The sequence below is a fragment of the Candidatus Binatia bacterium genome (assembly GCA_029243485.1).
Taxonomy (GTDB): domain Bacteria; phylum Desulfobacterota; class Binatia; order UBA12015; family UBA12015; genus VGTG01.
The window spans coordinates 530,809-548,483 of sequence record JAQWRY010000086.1 but is presented as its reverse complement, the minus strand read 5'-3'; the positions used below and the strand labels follow the sequence as shown (position 1 = coordinate 548,483).

Annotated in this window: 20 protein-coding genes; 15 read left to right on the top strand and 5 right to left on the bottom strand. The window is 65.5% G+C overall.

Features of this window, described 5'->3' with window-relative positions; all coding sequences use genetic code 11:
- Positions 1 to 276: 276 nt before the first annotated feature.
- The gene (gene infC, locus P8R42_27330; protein ID MDG2308308.1) at positions 277 to 975 is read left to right on the top strand and encodes a translation initiation factor IF-3; all 699 of its coding nucleotides are present in this window, start codon (positions 277 to 279) and stop codon (positions 973 to 975) included.
- A gap of 300 nt (positions 976 to 1,275) precedes the next feature.
- Here infC and P8R42_27325 read toward each other — a convergent pair whose 3' ends face one another.
- The gene (locus P8R42_27325; GenBank protein MDG2308307.1) at positions 1,276 to 2,343 is read right to left on the bottom strand and encodes an ADP-ribosylglycohydrolase family protein; all 1,068 of its coding nucleotides are present in this window, start codon (positions 2,341 to 2,343) and stop codon (positions 1,276 to 1,278) included.
- A 10-nt stretch (positions 2,344 to 2,353) separates the two neighbouring features.
- A complete protein-coding gene (locus tag P8R42_27320; protein ID MDG2308306.1) occupies positions 2,354 to 3,490 on the bottom strand; it encodes a D-alanyl-D-alanine carboxypeptidase in 1,137 nt (378 codons plus the stop codon).
- Positions 3,491 to 3,568: 78 nt separating this feature from the next.
- On the opposite strand from P8R42_27320, the gene P8R42_27315 reads away from it, so the two are divergent.
- The 7 genes from P8R42_27315 (at position 3,569) to P8R42_27285 (ending at position 8,247) form a co-directional block, all read left to right on the top strand.
- Complete coding sequence (locus P8R42_27315) at positions 3,569 to 4,333, top strand: ABC transporter ATP-binding protein (GenBank protein ID MDG2308305.1); 765 nt, start codon at positions 3,569 to 3,571, stop codon at positions 4,331 to 4,333.
- A complete protein-coding gene (locus P8R42_27310) occupies positions 4,314 to 4,973 on the top strand; it encodes a heme exporter protein CcmB (GenBank protein ID MDG2308304.1) in 660 nt (219 codons plus the stop codon). Before P8R42_27315 ends, P8R42_27310 begins: the two co-directional genes overlap by 20 nt.
- Positions 4,974 to 5,063: 90 nt before the next feature.
- Positions 5,064 to 5,783 carry a cytochrome c biogenesis protein CcsA gene (gene ccsA, locus P8R42_27305; protein MDG2308303.1) on the top strand — a complete coding sequence of 240 codons (720 nt, stop codon included), beginning with the start codon at positions 5,064 to 5,066 and terminating at the stop codon, positions 5,781 to 5,783.
- Complete coding sequence (locus tag P8R42_27300; protein ID MDG2308302.1) at positions 5,780 to 5,917, top strand: CcmD family protein; 138 nt, start codon at positions 5,780 to 5,782, stop codon at positions 5,915 to 5,917. Before ccsA ends, P8R42_27300 begins: the two co-directional genes overlap by 4 nt.
- 446 nt (positions 5,918 to 6,363) lie before the next feature.
- Positions 6,364 to 6,870 carry a hypothetical protein gene (locus P8R42_27295; protein ID MDG2308301.1) on the top strand — a complete coding sequence of 169 codons (507 nt, stop codon included), beginning with the start codon at positions 6,364 to 6,366 and terminating at the stop codon, positions 6,868 to 6,870.
- A 97-nt stretch (positions 6,871 to 6,967) separates the two neighbouring features.
- Positions 6,968 to 7,306, top strand: coding sequence for a hypothetical protein (locus tag P8R42_27290; GenBank protein MDG2308300.1), 339 nt, complete (start codon positions 6,968 to 6,970; stop codon positions 7,304 to 7,306).
- Positions 7,307 to 7,554: 248 nt separating this feature from the next.
- Positions 7,555 to 8,247 carry a hypothetical protein gene (locus P8R42_27285; GenBank protein ID MDG2308299.1) on the top strand — a complete coding sequence of 231 codons (693 nt, stop codon included), beginning with the start codon at positions 7,555 to 7,557 and terminating at the stop codon, positions 8,245 to 8,247.
- 133 nt (positions 8,248 to 8,380) lie between these two features.
- On the opposite strand, the gene P8R42_27280 is transcribed toward P8R42_27285, so the two are convergent.
- Positions 8,381 to 8,746 carry a hypothetical protein gene (locus P8R42_27280; protein MDG2308298.1) on the bottom strand — a complete coding sequence of 122 codons (366 nt, stop codon included), beginning with the start codon at positions 8,744 to 8,746 and terminating at the stop codon, positions 8,381 to 8,383.
- Between the two features lie 65 nt (positions 8,747 to 8,811).
- On the opposite strand from P8R42_27280, the gene P8R42_27275 reads away from it, so the two are divergent.
- The 4 genes from P8R42_27275 (at position 8,812) to P8R42_27260 (ending at position 13,830) form a co-directional block, all read left to right on the top strand.
- The gene (locus tag P8R42_27275; protein MDG2308297.1) at positions 8,812 to 8,982 is read left to right on the top strand and encodes a hypothetical protein; all 171 of its coding nucleotides are present in this window, start codon (positions 8,812 to 8,814) and stop codon (positions 8,980 to 8,982) included.
- A 130-nt stretch (positions 8,983 to 9,112) separates the two neighbouring features.
- Positions 9,113 to 9,850: a class II aldolase/adducin family protein gene (locus P8R42_27270; GenBank protein MDG2308296.1), complete on the top strand. Its 738-nt coding sequence runs from the start codon at positions 9,113 to 9,115 to the stop codon at positions 9,848 to 9,850.
- Positions 9,851 to 9,905: 55 nt separating this feature from the next.
- Positions 9,906 to 12,347: a TonB-dependent receptor gene (locus P8R42_27265; protein MDG2308295.1), complete on the top strand. Its 2,442-nt coding sequence runs from the start codon at positions 9,906 to 9,908 to the stop codon at positions 12,345 to 12,347.
- 43 nt (positions 12,348 to 12,390) lie between these two features.
- A complete protein-coding gene (locus tag P8R42_27260; protein ID MDG2308294.1) occupies positions 12,391 to 13,830 on the top strand; it encodes a lipase maturation factor family protein in 1,440 nt (479 codons plus the stop codon).
- 110 nt (positions 13,831 to 13,940) lie between these two features.
- Here the strand turns inward: P8R42_27260 and P8R42_27255 are convergent, their stop codons facing one another.
- Positions 13,941 to 14,090, bottom strand: a complete 150-nt coding sequence (locus tag P8R42_27255) for a hypothetical protein (protein ID MDG2308293.1) — start codon at positions 14,088 to 14,090, stop codon at positions 13,941 to 13,943.
- A gap of 124 nt (positions 14,091 to 14,214) precedes the next feature.
- Positions 14,215 to 14,481: a GFA family protein gene (locus tag P8R42_27250; protein ID MDG2308292.1), complete on the bottom strand. Its 267-nt coding sequence runs from the start codon at positions 14,479 to 14,481 to the stop codon at positions 14,215 to 14,217.
- Positions 14,482 to 14,679: 198 nt separating this feature from the next.
- On the opposite strand from P8R42_27250, the gene P8R42_27245 reads away from it, so the two are divergent.
- The 3 genes from P8R42_27245 to P8R42_27235 are packed head-to-tail and all read left to right on the top strand — an operon-like array spanning position 14,680 to position 17,667.
- Positions 14,680 to 15,312, top strand: a complete 633-nt coding sequence (locus tag P8R42_27245) for a TetR/AcrR family transcriptional regulator (GenBank protein ID MDG2308291.1) — start codon at positions 14,680 to 14,682, stop codon at positions 15,310 to 15,312.
- A gap of 4 nt (positions 15,313 to 15,316) precedes the next feature.
- Positions 15,317 to 16,537: an acyl-CoA dehydrogenase family protein gene (locus P8R42_27240; GenBank protein ID MDG2308290.1), complete on the top strand. Its 1,221-nt coding sequence runs from the start codon at positions 15,317 to 15,319 to the stop codon at positions 16,535 to 16,537.
- Positions 16,538 to 16,548: 11 nt separating this feature from the next.
- Positions 16,549 to 17,667, top strand: coding sequence for an acyl-CoA/acyl-ACP dehydrogenase (locus P8R42_27235; GenBank protein MDG2308289.1), 1,119 nt, complete (start codon positions 16,549 to 16,551; stop codon positions 17,665 to 17,667).
- Positions 17,668 to 17,675: the final 8 nt, after the last annotated feature.

Here is a 17,675-nt window from a genome sequence, read left to right as displayed (position 1 = left end):
GCTCACCGCCCCGACCCGAACACCGGGGCAACCCGCGAGCCGGGTCAGGGCATGCGAGCCGACCAGGCCGCTCGCGCCCAGGACGAGGTAGGAGCCGGGCGGAGCTATGAGCGTGTCAGGCACCCTCGCTTTTCGTCACCCGCGACAAAAGCGATTAGGGCCTGATATTCCACGGAAAACTGGTGTTTGTTCACCCCGTTCGCTGTGCTAATTCGTGAGTTCTCGGCTAGGACCGACTCAAGGAGAAGTATGCACAGACCGCGTGGGCCGCGTTTCATGCCAGCAAGGCCCGAAGAAACACACCGTACAAACCGCCAGATTCGAGTTCCACAGGTTCGCCTGATCGGAGCCGAGGGAGAGCAAGTCGGAGTCATAGGCACCGACGATGCGATCAAGATGGCGCAGGATAAGGGCCTCGACCTCGTCGAAGTCGCCCCGGGTGCCAGCCCTCCGGTTTGTCGTCTGCTCGATTACGGGAAGTTCCGCTACTCGAAGCAGAAGAAGGACGCCGAGGCGAAGAAGAAGCAGCACATCACGCAAGTGAAGGAGCTGCGCGTTCGCCCCGGAACCGACGTCAACGATCTTCAGCGTCAGATGAAGAAGGCGCAGGTGTTCCTCGAGGACGGCCAACGCGTCAAGTTCACCCTCCGCTTCCGCGGACGGGAGATGGCGCATCAGGATCTCGGGCGCAAGAAGCTCACAAAGCTCTCGGCAGAACTCGAAGAGTTCGGCTGGGTCGAGGTCACGCCACGCACCGAAGGGCGCGTGATGCACCTCGTGATGGCGCCGGGACAGAAGAAGCTCAAGCTTCCGCCGGGAGCACCTGCGGGTTCCTCTCGGCCTCCCAGCGCCGCCGCCGGGGCGGCGAAACCGGCTGCCAAGCCGGCCGCTGCCAAGCCGGCCGCCGCCAAGCCGGGTCCGAAGGCCGAAGCCAAACCCGCTTCGCCGCCTGCCGGTCAGCAAGCCAACAGCTAACGCCAACTCGGAGGGCGATTCCGAGGGGTGCGCCCCGTCTCTGATGGACGCGCACCCCTTCGGAAACCTTCCGCGAGCGACCGCCCTCGTTCAGCAGCCTTGTACTCTTCGCGCTGCTGAACGGTGAGCTCCACGATCGAGAGCGCGGCCTGCGGATCGCCCTCGCCCGCCTTCTCGAGAAGAACCGGCTAGATCTCCCGCAGTGAGGGGTGCCGCCTCAGTCCGTGACAAGCAACCCGTCTCCGCCGAGGACACCGAGGACCCGACAGCGACTCCCGTGCCCGCCAGAACGCCTACTCGCTAGCCGGCGCGGGAAACTCGTTCGGCGACGACAGCGGTGCGCTCGACGAGATCTTCGAGTTTCAACTCGCTCATCCCGGCGAGGCTCACGGCGACGCGTCCGCGCCAGGGGGCGGTCCACCGCTCCGGGATCGGCTTGCCGCGTAGTCCCCAGAGGCCGCCCACCGTGGCTCCGTTGCAATCCGTGTCGAGGCCAGCCGCGACCACATCCCCGATCGCTGCACCGAAGTCGTCGGGGTGCGTCCGCAGGGCCCAGACGACGAGCGCCAGATTGTTGAGCGTATGCACGGGACTCATGCCCTCGAAGTGCGATCGGATCGCCGCCGCAGCGCCGCGATCCCCAGCGTGCTTCCGTCCAAGAGCCACGGCGGCCGACGCGCCCGAGTCCTGCGGGATCTGCTCGAGCGCCGTATCCAGCGCGGCGTCGACCGAATCGGCCACGGGCAGTGCCGCACCCAGGGCAGCGACGTAGGCCGCGCCGTAGACGCCCTCGCCCCGATGGGAGAGCTCTGCGTCCCGGCGCGCGAGGTCCGCAGCGAGTTCCGGATTTCCCGGACAAACCCAGCCGTACATGTCGGCCCGGATCTGCGCCCCGATCCAATCGTTGTATTCGTTGTCCGAGCACTCCGACAGATCGAAGCCCGGTTCGACGCCGAACGTGAAGTGCTCGTGGGCCCGGTCGAGGAGGGTCTTGTACGCCGCCCGCTCCGCGGTGAAGACCGAGCCCGCCGGCAAGTATGTGAGCCACGCCCGCGCAACGTCGACCGTCGCGAGATCGCGCTCGTGCTTTTCCAGGAGCACCAACGCGAGGACGGTGTAGTTGATGTCGTCATCGGGTTCGGAACGACGGAGATTCTCGCGGCAGCACGCCCGCCCCAACTGGGCGACCAGCGTGCCCTCGAGAAGCGGTACGTAGTCTCGCAGCGGCAAGGCCTCTGCTCGGGTCAGATAGTCGTGGAGCGCATCCGCGCCCTGCATCATCGACATCACTTCGACCGGCTTGCCGAGTTGGCAACCGGAAACCCGCCCCTGCCACGCGCCGCGAATACGATCTCGGAGCTCACTCATTCCGAAGAGATCACCACAATCCGCCCAGCAGGCCAACGCTTTCGATGTTCCGCGGCGCGAGAACGTCGACTCGGCCGACCTCCTCCTCTCCGCGTTTCAGAACGACGGCGCCGACGACCTGCCCCTGCGTGATCGGCGCCGGCAGCTGCCCCGGCACCCGAACTTCGACCGCGAGGCCCTGCGCCTCCTCCTGCGAGATCAGCATCCGAATGCCGTCAGCGGCGCGTCCCCGGAAGAACGGCTCGGTCCCGCCGGAGACCGAGATCTCGGCGCCGACGTCGGCCCCCTGCTTCACGGGCTCCACGATCCGAAACGCGGCGAAGCCGTAGTCCAGTAGGCGCGACGCTTCTCCCAAGCTCGATCGCTTGCCCGCCGCGCCCATGACGACGGCCACGAGCGCCAGGCCATCTCGTTCCGCCGTCGCCGTTACCCCGAAACCCGATAGGTTGATGAAACCGGTCTTCAGACCCGTGATGCCGGGGTACCAGTGCAGCAGCCAGTTCGTCGTTCGAAGCGTGAACTTGCCGTCACGAAACGGCGCTTCCTTCGTCGAGGCCCACTTCCAGATTTCGGGATAGGCGCGCAGCGCGGTGGCGGCCTTCGCCAGGTCTCGCGGGCTCGTGAGGTCGACCGTCTGCCCCTTGCTCGGCGGCAGCCCGTGGACGCTCTGAAGTTCCGTTTCGTTCATCCCGAGCGCGGCGGCCTTCGCGTTCATCCGACCGACAAACGAGGGCACATCGCCCGCTACGTGTTCGGCGACGGCGACGGCGGCATCGTTCGCAGAGCCCACCAGAACGGCTTCGAGGAGTGCACGCAGCGGGAAGCGTTCCCCGGCGGCGAGCCAGACCTGCGTGCCGCCCATCCCTTCGGCGTGCTTGGAGGCGGTGACCGGATCGTCGAGAGAAACCTCGCCGGCGGCCACGGCGTCCATCACGACGAGGACTGTCATGATCTTCACCATCGAGGCCGGCGGCCAGACCAGGTCGTCGTTCTCGGCGAAGAGCACCTTGCCGGTACCCATCTCTACGAGGATCGCGCCACGGTAGGGTTGAATCCCCCCTACGTCGGGCGTGGGTTCCGGGGCCGCGAACGCGGTCGTGCCGGAGCACAACACGAAAACCACCACTCCCAAGACCACCCTGCGCATGAAACTCCCCGGCTCCGCGACTGCGGCTCCGCGTCCTACACTGGAAACTTCGCCGGGGCTAGGCAAGACTCGACTCCAATGGAGCGCGACCCCGGCAGCACCCCGATCCGCGCGCGCGCTTTGGCCAAGTCCTTCGGACTGATGCCGGTCCTGCGCGGCATCGACCTGGAGGTACCACGTGGCGAATGCCTCGCGCTCCTCGGGGCCAACGGCGCCGGCAAGAGCACGCTGCTGCGGCTTCTGGCGGGTGTGTCTCGCCCCTCGAAGGGTTCGCTCGAGCTGTTCGGAGAGAGCTGCCATCCCGATCGGCCCCCGGCGTACGTCCTCGCGCGGATCGGCTTCGTGGGCCACGAGCCACTCGTCTACCGAGACCTCTCCCCCCGACAGAACCTCGATTTCTTCGCACAGCTCTACTCGGTCGGTGGATCCGCCGCAGCGCGCGCGGAGCGGATCGATCAGGCCATCGAGAGCGTCCGCCTCGAACGCCATGCCGACCGCGACGTGCGAACGCTATCTCGCGGAACGCTCCAGCGCCTCGCCCTCGCCCGCGCCACCCTCCACGAGCCCGACCTCCTTTTGCTCGACGAACCGTTCACGGGCCTCGACGCACCGGGGCGGGAACGCTTCACCCAGTCCCTCGCCACGCTGCACGAGGGCGGCACGACGATCGGCATGATTAGCCACGACTTCACGGAGGTCACCGCGCTCGCCACCCGGGCGATCGTTCTTCGCGGCGGGAAGATCGCCGCCGAGCTCTCGCCCGTACCCGCGCTCGCCGAGCTGAACAGCCGGTACCGCACGCTCGTCGACGACGGAGGTCCCCATGTGGGCGATCGTTCGTAAGGACCTCTCGATCGAACGGCGGACCGGCGAGATGATCACCTCGCTGTTCCTGCTGGCACTCCTCGTGATCCTCCTGTTCGCGTTCAGCCTGGAGCCGGCCCGCCTGCGGGGCCCCGAGTTTGTCTCCGGCTTGCTGTGGACGACCCTTCTCCTCGCGGGCACGCTCACCTTGAATCGCTCGTTCGTGCTCGAGCGGGAGCTCGGCGCGTGGACGGCCCTCGCCCTCGCTCCCGTCGATCGCGGGTCGATCTATCTCGGGAAGACGATGGCGAACCTGATCTTCCTCCTCACCGCGGCGGTGCTGCTCTTGCCCCTGATCGCCCTTCTGCTCGGAACGAAGGGCATCGCTCCCACCCCGCTCCTGCCGGTCTCGATCTTCCTCGGAGTCCTCGGGATCGCGGCAATCGGAACTCTCTTCTCCGCCATGGCAAGTCGCACCCGTGCCCGAGAGATCCTCCTGCCCCTGCTGTCGTTCCCGATCCTCGCGCCGTTGCTCATCGGGGCCGCGCGCACGACGGCGGCCGGCCTCGCCGGTGAGGAGCTCGAACAGATCGGGTCGTGGATGCTTCTGCTCGGCGGGTTCGACGTGGTGTTCCTCACCGCGGGATGGATGGCGTTCGACTACGTGCTCGAGGACTGAGCCCGCGGGCCGCTCGAGGACACGATTCCTCGCGGGCAGCAAACGTCTTCGTGCTTGAGTTCCCGCCGGGAGGCTGATTGGCTTGTCCGTATGTCCTCGCGAAGTGACGCCGCACCGGCGCCGCTCAAGCCCTGGAGCGACGTTGCGCTTCCAGCGCTGACCGGAATCTCGATGCTCGCGGCCGTGGTGATGGTCTTCTGGATCGTCCCCAACGAGAAGGTTCAAGGCGTCGTCCAGCGGATCTTCTACTTCCACGTCCACCTCGCCTGGATGTGCTTCGGCGGTTTCGTCTTCGTCGCCTGCGCCAGCGCCTGGTACCTGAAAACCGGCAGCCCCGTCGCCGACCGCTACGCGGAAGCCAACGCGGAAGTGGGCCTCCTGTTCACCACCCTGATGCTCTGGACCGGCCCGCTCTGGGCACGGCCCATCTGGGGCGTCTGGTGGACCTGGGATCCGCGACTCACGATGACCATCGTCCTGTGGGTCATCTACGCCGCGTACCTGATGTTGCGTCGCCTCGGCGAAGGCGACGAGACCATCATGCGTTACGCCGCGGTACTCGGGATCGTCGGCGTTCTCGACATCCCCCTGCTCGTCCTCGCCGTGCGCCTGTGGCGCGGCATCCACCCCGCCGTCATGATCTCGGACGATCCGGAAGCCGGGCTACGCAACGCCACGATGAGATGGGCCTTCGCCATCTCCGGCGTCGGCCTCGCCTTCCTGTTCACCTGGCTCGTATCGCTCCGCGTCCGGTTCGCCACGGTCGACCAGGAGCTGGCGGTCATCGCCGCAGAGAAGGAGCACCAATGAAGGGTCTGAACTATCTCGCGGCTGCCTACACCGGGGTGTGGATCGGCTTCTTCATCTATCTGATGTCGCTCGGCCGCCGTGCCCGAGGCCTCGAGCATGAGGTCCGCGCGCTCCGCCAGGACCACCCCGACTAGCCGAACCGCCCGCGGGCCCAGGAGACCGACCGTAGGGCGCGGGAGTCGCAGTCGGGTCGGAGCGAGTCCCGCAGGCGGCAAGCCTTACTCCGGTGAAAGCATCCAACCCCTTCGCCGAGGATCGCTCAGACCCGACTGCGACTCCCGCGCCCGGCAGAAATCAGTCGAAGCTCCCGGGTCCTCGGCTGATCCAAGCCGAACCATCGACGGCACCCCAGCTAGCGCCGATCCACCTTGCCTCCGGCAATTAGCGCCTCCGCGCCGACTTAGCGCCCCTGCCGCCAAGCCTGGGTAGCGGCCGGAGCCCGCCGCGGTCTGTTGGCGCGAAAAAACCCTGGAAAACAGGTCCCTTCGCCTCGCCAGCCGATTTGGCATCGTGCCTGCAATAGCTCTCCTCCAACTCCCGCTCGACGGGATCCAAACTCAAAACCTTGGAGGACGAACCCATGAAGACTCTCCGCAAGATCACTCTCACCGCCATCGCAGCCCTTCTTCTCATGGCCCCCGCGGCCTTCGCCGGAAACGGCGGCAGCTGCTCGGCGAACGGCGGCGGCAGCTACTGCGGCGGCAAGGCGGCCTCGGGTTGCTGGTGCGACTCCGAGTGTTCGAACTACGGCGACTGCTGCGGCGACATCGAGAACGTGTGTGATCCGGGTGAGCAGCCGGAGCCGGTGGCCGAGGCGTACGAGCTCGAGTGCTACGTCGAAGAGTTCGTCCTGGCCGATGTGGATCCGGGGCAGACCGGTGGCTTCAGCGTCCGATGCGACGAGGACTACACGGCGATGGGCGAAGGCACGCACGTCCGTAACAGCCAGGGTGGCGCAGATAGCTTCGACGTCGATCTGCAGGACTTCCCCTCCCAGAGCAACAACCGCGACTGGGCCGTGCGGTACCGCAACGGCAACGTCCGCGGAACGGTCGATCTCCACGGCTTCGCTCGCTGCTGCCGCTGAGCCCGAGCCAACCAACCCAACCCAACCAACCAACCTTGAGCTCCCGCCACGCCGGACACGGTGTGGCGGGAGCTCGAGCTTTCGAGGAGATCACGCCATGATTCGCTTCATCGCCCCGGCTATCGTTGCTGCCCTTTTGCTTCTCACCTCCGCCCCCGCCGACGCATTCTTCATGACCTGCGGCGACGCCCGCTCCCTAGGCGAATCCGCCGAGGATGGGGATTCGGTGATCGGCCACTCCTTCGGCGCCCTGGACGCCTTCGCCGGACTGCTCTGCTTCGTCGGAGATTCGAAGTGCGACTGTCTGGTGGACACTGCCTCCAACCGCCCCCGGGAATTCTCCCGCGAGTTCAATCGCGCTCTTCAGAACTGCGACGACGCGGCCCCGGCCTTCGGCGTTGCCTTCCAGGCTGCCGAAGCGCTCTGCGCGAACTGAATCCTAGCGACGCTCCGTCGAAAGCTCGCAGTCCCTAAAAGCCCCCGGATCTACTCGGTCCGGGTTTTTTTTCGTCTTGGGGACTTGTCTTGGCTTTAAAATGGGAATATTTCCCATTTATGTCCAATCACTGCTGCGAAACATCGCAGCCCAACATGAACAGGCGCCACTTCGGCGGAGCGAAGCTCCTTCGAGGTGGGGGGGCGCCCCTTGTCGGGATGAATTCCCACTTTGCGGAGGAAAGACACATGACGTTCGATCGAAAGAGCTTGTTGGTTTGTACGGTGATGTTGGCAGCGGCCCTCACGTTTGCCGTGACGGCGGAGGCACAGGGACGCCGAGGTGGTGGCGGCCCGGGCGGGCCCGGAGGCGGCGGTGGCGCGGCCAAGGACGCGGAGTGCGCGCGTGCGTGTCGCGCCGACCTCAAGAGTTGCACGGGCGACATCCGCGACGACGTAAAGACATGTGCCGCCGATCTGTGCGGCGACGAGGCGCAAGCATCCTGCGAGGCTTGCACCGCCGATCGCGAATCCGACAATTGCCAGAGCGCTCGCGACGACAAGCGTGCCTGCGTCGCTTCGTGCAAGGATCCTCTCTCGGACGCGGCTGGCCTCTGCAAAGAGGAAGCCCGCGGCTGTGTCGCAGCCTGCCCCGATGCCGAGCCGAAGGACCGTGCCTGCGTGCGTAGCTGCAAGGCCGACATGCGCGAGTGCCGCGGCCCCGCGCGTGATGCGGCGGCCGAGTGTCGCGAAGGCTGCTCGGGGCTGCGCGATGCCGCGAGCGCGGCGTGCGAAGACGACCGTTGCTCGGATGAGTGCCACGATGCCCGCGCCGAAGCGAAGGCCTGCGTGCGTACTTGCCGCGCCGACGCCTCGGACCTGGCGGACGGCTGCGGCGATGCGGCCTCTGCCTGCGTGGACGCCTGCCCCGCGCCGGAGTGAGGACGGCGGAGATGATCCGACCCAGCACAGGGGCCTGATCCATCCCCGCCGAGCCTAAGCGCACCGGCTCATGCCAGATCGGAAACGAGGGGCGGCTCTTCAGAGTCGCCCCTCGTGCGTTCGGGAACCGATCTCAGGGGAAGAGCAACTCGACCATTCGTCCCACCGCCTGTTTCACGCGACGCTTCACCGCTGGGTCCTCGGGTCGCGCCAGACGCTCCAAGATGAACCCCATCATCGCCGAACTCACCGACATCGCGTCCGCTTGAGGCTCGGTTGACCCGGTCTTTTCGAGAAGGTCGGCGGCCATCCGGAACGTCTGGCTCACGTCGCCCTCGCTGCTTTCGCGAAGCTCTGGGTCGCGCGCCAACTCTAGTGCCAGCTCGAATTCGGCGAGAAAGCTCAAGCATCCGCCGCTCACCATGTGATCGAGGGACCCGTTCACCAGGCGATGCAGCAGTACGCACGGCTGCAAGTAGACGAAAGTGAATGCACCCATTGCCCCACGCCGTGTGAGGCGGCGCGCCCCTTCGACCTGGCGAGCGAGCGCCTACTGAGGTTCGCATGAACGGTGCCTGGCGAAGCGCTCTCCTCGCCGGGGCCGTTCTGCTTCCCGTGGGCCTTCTCGCAGCGCCGTTCTACCGGGCGAATGCGGCTACCGGCTTCGCAGACAGCTTCGCCGAGGCGTTTGGGGAAGACACGTGCACCCGGCCGTTCGGAAGCGTGATGCCATAGGGTCGCGTGTCACACGCTGAAAAGCGCGGAATTTACTAGAAATCAGGTCGAAAGCTTCCCCGATACCCCCCTGCAGCCGTGCAGCCGACGCCACGTGCCGGGACGGACGCCGTCTTCTACAAGAGAGAGCATGGCGTCCGTCCCAAACGAGCAGGAAACGCGTTCCCCCGAAGAGAGTCGCAACAGCCGCAAGCGTCAGGTCGCGCTGGGATACCGAATCCTCGCATCACAACGTTGGGGAGATCTCGGTGACGGTCACATCAGTGCGCGAGACCCGGAGCGCACCGATTGCTTCTGGATGCTCCGCTACGGCGTCTCGTACCACGCCGCGAAGATCTCGGACCTGGTCCTGGTCGGCCCCGACGGCAAGCTGGCAGGCGGCGAAGGGTTCATCAACACCGCGGCGTACTACATCCACCACCCGATTCTCGCCGCTCGCCCCGATACGGTGAGCGCGGTGCACGTGCACACCGGTTGGGGGACACCGTTCGCAGCCGAGGTGCGGCCGATTGAGCCGATCTCGCAGGAGTCGTGCATCTTCTTCGAAGACCACGCCATCTTCGACGACGAGGAAGTGCAGGTGCAAAGCACCGAAGCCGGCGGGCGCATCGCTGCGGCGCTAGGAAAAAACCGCGCGATCATTTTGCGCAACCATGGACTTCTCACGGTCGCCAACCGTGTCGACGAAGCGGTCGGGAGTTTCGTACACATGGAACGGGTCGCCGAGGTCCACATGAAAGCCCGCGATGCGAAGCCAATCTCGGCCGAAGGCGCACGCTTCGCGAAGGCAGACCTCACACGATTCGGCGCCGGACGGGCCGCATTCCACTCACTGATCGCCCGACACATCCCAGACGCGGAGATCTGAGAGCAACGACCGCCCCCCTTTCGATCCAGCCGGGGGCAATGATAGGCAAGCCCCTATGCCCGATCTCCGCTGGACGAATCTGGGCCACTTCTCCATCGTTCTCCTACCGCTGCTGGCCGCTCCGGCCGCCGCGCAGAATCACATCGAGGCTCCTTCCGCCTACGTCGAAGACATCGAAACGCCGGTCGCCGTCGGCGGGCCGGAAGACGAAGTCGACGCGGGCGCGGCTCAGGCGCAGCAGATCGAGAAAACGCGCATGCCGGCGCATGGCACGTCCACGCGCCGATCGAACCGCGTCGAGGAGATCGTCGTCCAGGCCCGCAAACGGGACGAGTTCCTCGAGGAGACTCCGGTCTCGGTCACCGCCCTCAGCGAAGCCACGCTGAGAGAAGCCGGCGTCACCCGGCTCGACCAGATCCAGGAGCTGGTCCCAAACCTCCAGTTCGCCCCCGGCCGCGAAAACCAGGAGGGCTTCATCCGAATTCGCGGCGTCGGCACGGGCGACGGTCAGCTCGTGTTCGACCCCGGCGTCGGCGTTTACATCGATGGGGTCTTCCTCCCGCGCATGATCGGCCAGCTCATCGACGTCGTCGACGTCGCGCAGGTCGAAGTGCTGCGCGGACCGCAGGGCACTCTGTTTGGCAAAAACACGGTGGGCGGAGCGATCAACATCACCACGATAAAGCCGACCGAGGAGTTGGAGGCCTTCGCCTTCGTCCGCGCTGGCAACTTCGGCACGGTGAACACGAGAGCCACGCTCAACCTCCCGATCTGGGAGAACCGGGTCCTCGCCCGCTTCGCCATCGGGACTCAGAACACGCAGGGCTACACCTACAACACCTTCCGGGACGAGTACGCGAACAACCGCAACGCGCTCGCCTTCCTCGGAACGATCCGCACGATCTTCACCGACGACTTCAGCCTCGACCTGAGCGGCACGTGGACCCGCGACAGCAACAAGGGCCGCGGCGGAGAGTGCGCCGTGACGAACGAAGAGGGAGGAATCGGCGGCCTCGTCCCAGGCTTCTTCGACGCCTGCAAGCGCGGCAAGCCGTATCGGAACACAGCCAACCTCGACGGGATCTCCGACGCCGAGAGCTACGGCCTGTGGGGCACGTTCAACTGGGCGGCCGGCGATGCGTGGATCTTCGAAGACCTCTCGCTCAAGTCGATCACATCGTGGCGACAGCAGAACCCGCGCCACCTCGCGGACCTCGACATGACCGAGCTCAAGGTCGTGAAGCTCGCTTTCGTCGGTGGAGACGAACCCAGCGACGGCGACCCGTGGTTCCAGCAACAGATCAGCCAGGAGGTCCAGGCCAACGGCTCGGCGTGGGAGGGGCGGATCAACTTCGTAAGTGGCGTCTTCGCGATGTGGGAGAAGGGCCTCGCACCGACGACGGTCGAAGCACTACCCAACGAACTCGACGTCCTCAGCCGATCAGAAACCTCGATCGACAACTGGACGTGGGCAATCTACGGCCAGGCCACGGTCGATATCACCGACTGGATGAGCCTCACCGGCGGCTTTCGGTACACCCAGGACAAGAAGGGTGCGGGCCTTCGCGTGATCGACCTCTCCGGCGACGAGCCGCTCGTCGAACAGGACGCGAGCGACTCGGAGATCTTCACCTCGTGGACCCCGGCAGCGAGCCTCTCATTCCTCGCGCCCGACACGATCCTGGACGCCCTCTCCCTCGACCACCAGCTCGCGTACTTCACCTACTCACGCGGCTTCCGCGGCGGCGGGTTCAACGCACTGATCAGCGTCCAGGCGTCCGACGAACTCACGTCGTTCGACCCCGAGACGCTCGACAGCTTCGAGGTCGGGTTCAAGACCATCGCGTTCGATTCCCGACTGACCGCGAACCTCTCGCTCTTCCTCGGGCTCTACGACAACATCCAGGTCACCACGACGCGAACCTTCGTCGACGAGAACGAGGACGTGCGACTCGAAGCCCTCACTCTCAACGCGGCGCAAGCAACGACGAAGGGAATCGAGCTCGAGGTCCTCGCACTCCCGATCGACGGGCTTCGTCTCACCGGAACACTCGGCTTGCTCGATGCGCGTTACGACGATTTCATCGGCATCAACGACATCAACAGCGACCCCATCGATCGCTCGGGCCAGACCTTCCCGAGCACGCCGAAGACGAATCTGCATCTTTCCGCGCAATACTCGTTTCCGGTCGACGCCGGACAGAGCGAGTGGCTGAAGGGTTGGATCACGCCGCGACTCGAGTGGTACTACCAGAGTTCGATGCACGTGGGCGGGCCCGAACTCGCCGAGCTACGCCAGGACGGTTACAGCCTCGTGCACGCGCGTCTCTCGTACGACTTCTTCGACGACCGCGCGCAGGTCGCGCTGTGGGGCAAGAACCTGACGGACTCGACGTTCTTCGACACCGTCGCGAATCAGACCAACACCATCGGACAGATCACTCGATACTACCAAGCCCCCCGGACGTTCGGCGGGGAGCTGAGCTACAGGTTCTAATCGCGCCAGGGCGCGACGCCATCATCTCGCCGGGTCAACCCCTATGCTGCAACGAAGCCTTTTCCTCCGCGCTCTGGGCCTCACGTATCTGATCGCTTTCCTGTCGCTCGAGTGGCAGATCGCGGGCCTCCTCGGGGCCGAAGGGCTCCGGCCCGCGGCGGAGTTTCTCTCGCGCGCCCGCGAAGCGCTGGCGGGTGCCGACCTCACCCGGATCCCGACCCTCTTCTGGCTCGCCTCGGGAGACTCGATCCTGCTCGGTGCCTGCTGGGTCGGAGCGGCCCTCTCTCTTCTGATCGTCTCGGGAACACTCCCGCTGCCGAGCCTCGTCGGCTGCTGGCTACTCTACCTGTCGTTGGTCAACGTCGGCGCGCCCTTCCTGAACTATCAATGGGATGCGCTTCTTCTCGAGACGGGCTTCCTGGCGATCTTCTGGGCGCCGATGACGCTCCGCCTCGCATCACCGCTCGCCACGACGCCGTCTCCCCTCGTGCGCTGGCTGCTCGTGTGGCTCCTCTTCCGACTGATGTTCTTCTCCGGGTGGGTGAAGCTCGCGAGTGGGGACTCGGCGTGGTGGGACCTGACGGCGCTGCAGTATCACTACGAAACGCAGCCCCTCCCCACCTGGGCGAGCTGGTACGTGAACCAATTACCTGCCTGGTTCCATAAGCTCTCCGTTGCGGGGACGTTCGTGATTGAGCTCATCGTTCCCTTCTTCATCGTCCTCGGCAGGCGAGGGCGCGCCGTCGCGGCCGCTACCTTCCTCGGTTTGCAGGCGTTCATCGGAGCGACCGGGAACTACGGGTTCTTCAACCTGCTGACGGCGGTGCTTTGCATCCCGCTGCTTGACGACTCCCAACTCCGCGCCGTGATTCCGCCGCGGTACCGCGAGCGCATCGTGACGTCGGGCCTTCTCCCCAGCCGAGGCCGCGCGATTCTTCACACCGCCGTCGCGTCGATCCTCCTACTCCTCACTGTACCGGGTGCGGTCGCCCAGGTCAGTGGACTCCGCACGACCTTCGCCGATCCGCTCGCGCGCGTCGTGCGCCCGTTTCATCTCACCAGCCGCTACGGCCTGTTCGCCGTCATGACAAAGACACGGCCGGAAGTGGTCCTCGAGGGAAGCGACGACGGCACGACCTGGACGCCGTACGTCTTCCTCTGGAAACCGGGGGCCGTGGACCGCGCGCCCGCCTTTGTCGGACCGGGAATGCCCCGACTGGACTGGCAAATGTGGTTCGATGGGCTCTACTTCCAGCGCGCCCTCGAGGCCGGGGGGCGGGTAACCAACGTCGTCACCCCCTCCCTCCTCGCGCGCCTGCAGGAAGGCTCACCCGCGGTGCTGGACCTCCTCGGCCCCGATCCGTTCGGCGAGAGCCCACCACGGCACGTCCGGTGGAAGCTGTACGACTACCAATTCACCAATCCGTCGGAACGCGACGCGAGTGCCGACTGGTGGAAGCGCCGCCTGCTCTACGGGGACTGATCAGGTGTTCGCCACGGCTCTGGAGAGCCGACGGTTTCCAACGTGAGAATCGACAGATGCTCCAGCGCACGACCGTTCTCCTCGCACTCCTTCTCTTCGGCATCGGCTGCTCAGCCACATGGCAGGGCATCCAACGCGATTCCGATCGCATGTTCGGCGATGAGGGACGGACGGAGAGCGGCGTCACCGAGGCTCTGCGGAAGCGGCAGAGCGTAGATCGCGTAAAGCACCACACCAACAGCAACAATCGCAGCGCTCACGACGAGCAGCGCGATGGATCGAACAACCGCGCGCCGACGGGGCGAGGTCGGGATCTCACCGCTTACCACCCTGCCATTGCTGTACCGCACTCGTCGAGGGGTCAAACTCGCATCGGGGTCACTCCTAGGTCACGGGCTCTATGCCGGTCACCCCGCCGAGGCGCGGCAGGCCGTCTTCCGCCGTTATCCATGCGGCTCGGTCGTCGAAGAAAACGTTTGCTTGCGGTGCGAGATCGATCGGAGCCGCCATGTTCGCGAGCGCGACATCGACCTGATCGGGATATTCGCTCAGCTCACAGAAGAGGGAGCTGCCACAGCGACCGCAGAACATCCGCTTCCCGTGATCCGAGGAGGGATAGACGACCGGAGGCTCGGAAAGCCGACGGAGAATTGGACGGCACCGCAGAGGCAGGCACCGGTCGCGCGGGTTGGCGTTGTCATGATGGGCTCCTCGGCCCCGCTCCTATCATTGGGGGCCGGGTCCGGCGATTTGACCAGGAAACCGGGCCCCGGGTCGACCTTGATGATTCGACGTTTCACACCTAAAACGTCGAATCGTTGGCTGGCTCTGCCGGATCAGCACCCCACGATGTCCGCTCCCGTTCTGGAAGAACCCGGGCGACGCGAGGAAATCCTCGGCGCCGCGCGGACGATCTTTGCGCACTACGGCTTTCGCCGTGCGTCGTTGGAGGAGATCGCGCGCGAGGCGGGTATCTCGCGAACGGCGCTCTATCACCACTTCCGGAATAAGGAAGACATCTTCCGGGCGATGTGTGACGGCATCTATGTCCGGGCGACCGAAAAAGCCGAAGAAGCCGCCGCGACCCAGCAGCCGGTCGACGCCAAGCTCCTCGCCGTCCTCGAAGCGCAGGTCGGCTGGATCTTCCGTCAGCTGGCCAGCTCGAGACACGGCCTCGAGATCGTAGACGAAAGCAACCGGCTCTGTGCCGACATCACGGGTGCGTGGAGCCGCCGTTCGGTGAAGCTCCTCACCCGTGTTCTTCAAACCGCACAGGACGAAGGAGGGCTCGACGCCAGCGTCTCCGGCAACACGCCGGAGAGCGCCGCCGGCTTTCTTCTCCTCTGCGCACACGGACTCCAAGGCCCGTCCCCGGCGAATGCGCCGTCGACGGCTCAGTACGGTCGGCGCCTCGCCGGTCTCGTTCGCCTCTCGGTGGCGGGGCTCGGTGGCAAGGTGACCACGATCACGAAGGAAAGGTGAGAACATGGCAAAGACGATGAGCGAAGAAGAGCTTCGCCAGCGCACACGAACGCTGCTTGCGGAAGTGCATCCCGACAAGGTGGATCGGGTGACCTTCCGCGGAACGCAGTTCGATCACGGCCTGGCTTGGGTCCATTTCCCCGAAGGACACGGCGGGCTCGGCCTCACGCCGCACCTCCAGGCGATCGTCAACGACGAGATCCGCAAAAACGCGGACACGTTCTACAACGACATCGAGCTCAACCCAATCGGCATCGGCATGGGCGGCCCGGTCGTCCTCACCTACGCCTCCGAAGAGTGGAAGAAGCGCCTGCTGCGCCCGATGTTCACCTGCGAGGAGATCTGGTGCCAGCTCTTCAGCGAGCCGAGCGCGGGCTCCGACGTCGCCGGACTCTCGTCCCGCGCCGTTCGTGACGGCGACGAGTGGGTCGTGAACGGCCAGAAGGTCTGGACCACGCTCGCGCACATCTCAAAGTGGGGCATGCTCGTCACTCGGACCGACCCCGACGTGCCCAAGCACAAGGGCCTCTCGTACTTCCTGCTCGACATGGAAAGCGAAGGTGTCGACGTTCGGCCGCTCTACCAGATCACCGGCGAGGCCGAGTTCAACGAGATCTTCCTGACCGACGTTCGGATCCCTGCGGATCGCATGTTCGGCGCAGAGGGCGACGGCTGGAAGGTCGCGATCACGACGCTCATGAACGAGCGCTCCGCACTCGGTGGTGGCTCCGGTCACCGCAAAGCCGGACCAACAGCGACACTCGAAACCCTCTGGAACGACCGCGACAAGACGAACACCTCGGTCGCAGCAGACGCGATCATGCGCGACCGTGTGACGCAGCTCCACATCGAGTCGGAGCTCCTTCGCGTCACGGCACTGCGCGCACGTGCAACCCAGACGACGGGCGGCAACCCCGGGCCCGAAGGCTCCGTCGGCAAACTCGCCCAGTCCGAGATCTACAAGCGGACCTGGGAAACGTGTCTCGACGTTCTCGGCAAGGACTCGCTGATGTTCGAAGAGGGCTACGAGCTTCGTCGCCCCGCGAGTGAGCCGCGCAGTCCCGAGCGACTCGCGAAGTACCAGTTCCTCCGTTCGCGGGCGAACTCAATCGAAGGTGGCACCTCCGAGGTCATGCGCAACATTCTCGGTGAGCGTGTCCTGGGCCTTCCCGGTGAGCCGCGCGTCGACAAAGCGGTCGCCTGGAAAGACATCCCCCGCAGCTGAGGAAGAGAATCATGGACATTTCGTTCAACGAAGAACACGAAGAGCTTCGCCGTACCGTGAAGCGTTTTCTGGATGACCGCTCCGATGAGCAGGCCGTCCGCCGCGCCATGGATACGGAGCAGGGCTACGACGAAGACGTCTGGAAGCAGATGGCGCAGCAACTCGGTCTGCAAGGCCTGATCGTTCCCGCGGAACACGGCGGGGCCGGTCTCGGCGTCGTCGAAATGATGATCGTCTTGGAAGAGATGGGTAGCGCACTTCTATGCGCCCCGTATCTGTCGACGGCCGTTCTCGCCGCATCCGCGGTCGCAGAGTCCGGAACGGACGAAGCGAAGAAGACTATCCTCCCGGGTATCGCCGACGGGTCGACCATCGCAACGGTCGCACTGGTCGACGAAGGCGCCGGCTGGGGACTGGGTGACGTCAAGATGACGGCGACCGTCGACGGCGACGGTTTCAAGCTTACCGGCAAGAAGACGTACGTACTCGACGGTCACACCGCGAACGTCATTCTGGTCGTGGCTCGTGCCGACGACGGCCTTGCGCTGTTCCGCGTCGATGCCGGCGCGGCTGGCCTCGAGCGATCGGCTCTTCCGACCCTCGATCAGACCCGGAAGCTTGCCAACCTCTCGTTCTCGGGCACACCCGCGCTACGGGTGAGCACCGCGGGTGATGTGTCTGCCGCTCTCGAGCGCGCACTGGCCATCACCCTCGTCGGGATCACCGCCGAGCAGGTGGGTGGTACATCGCGCTGCCTCGAGATGTCGACGCAGTACGCAAAGGAGCGGCTCCAGTTCGGCCGCCCGATCGGTTCATTCCAGGCGATCAAGCATCGCTGCGCCGACATGCTCGTGTCGGTCGAGTTCTCGAAGTCTGCGGCCTACAACGCCGGCTTCACCGCCGCCGAAGGCAACGAGGGCCTCGCGGAAGCAGTCCACATGGCCAAGTCCTACTGCTCCGAGGCCTTCTTCAAGGCAGCGGGCGACACCATTCAGATTCACGGTGGGATGGGCTTCACCTGGGAGCACCCCGCGCACCTGTACTTCAAGCGCGCCAAGAGCTCGAGCCTACTCTTCGGCGGCCCCCTCCAGCATCGCGAACAGCTAGCCGAGCGCGTCGGGATTTCCTGAGCGCCGTC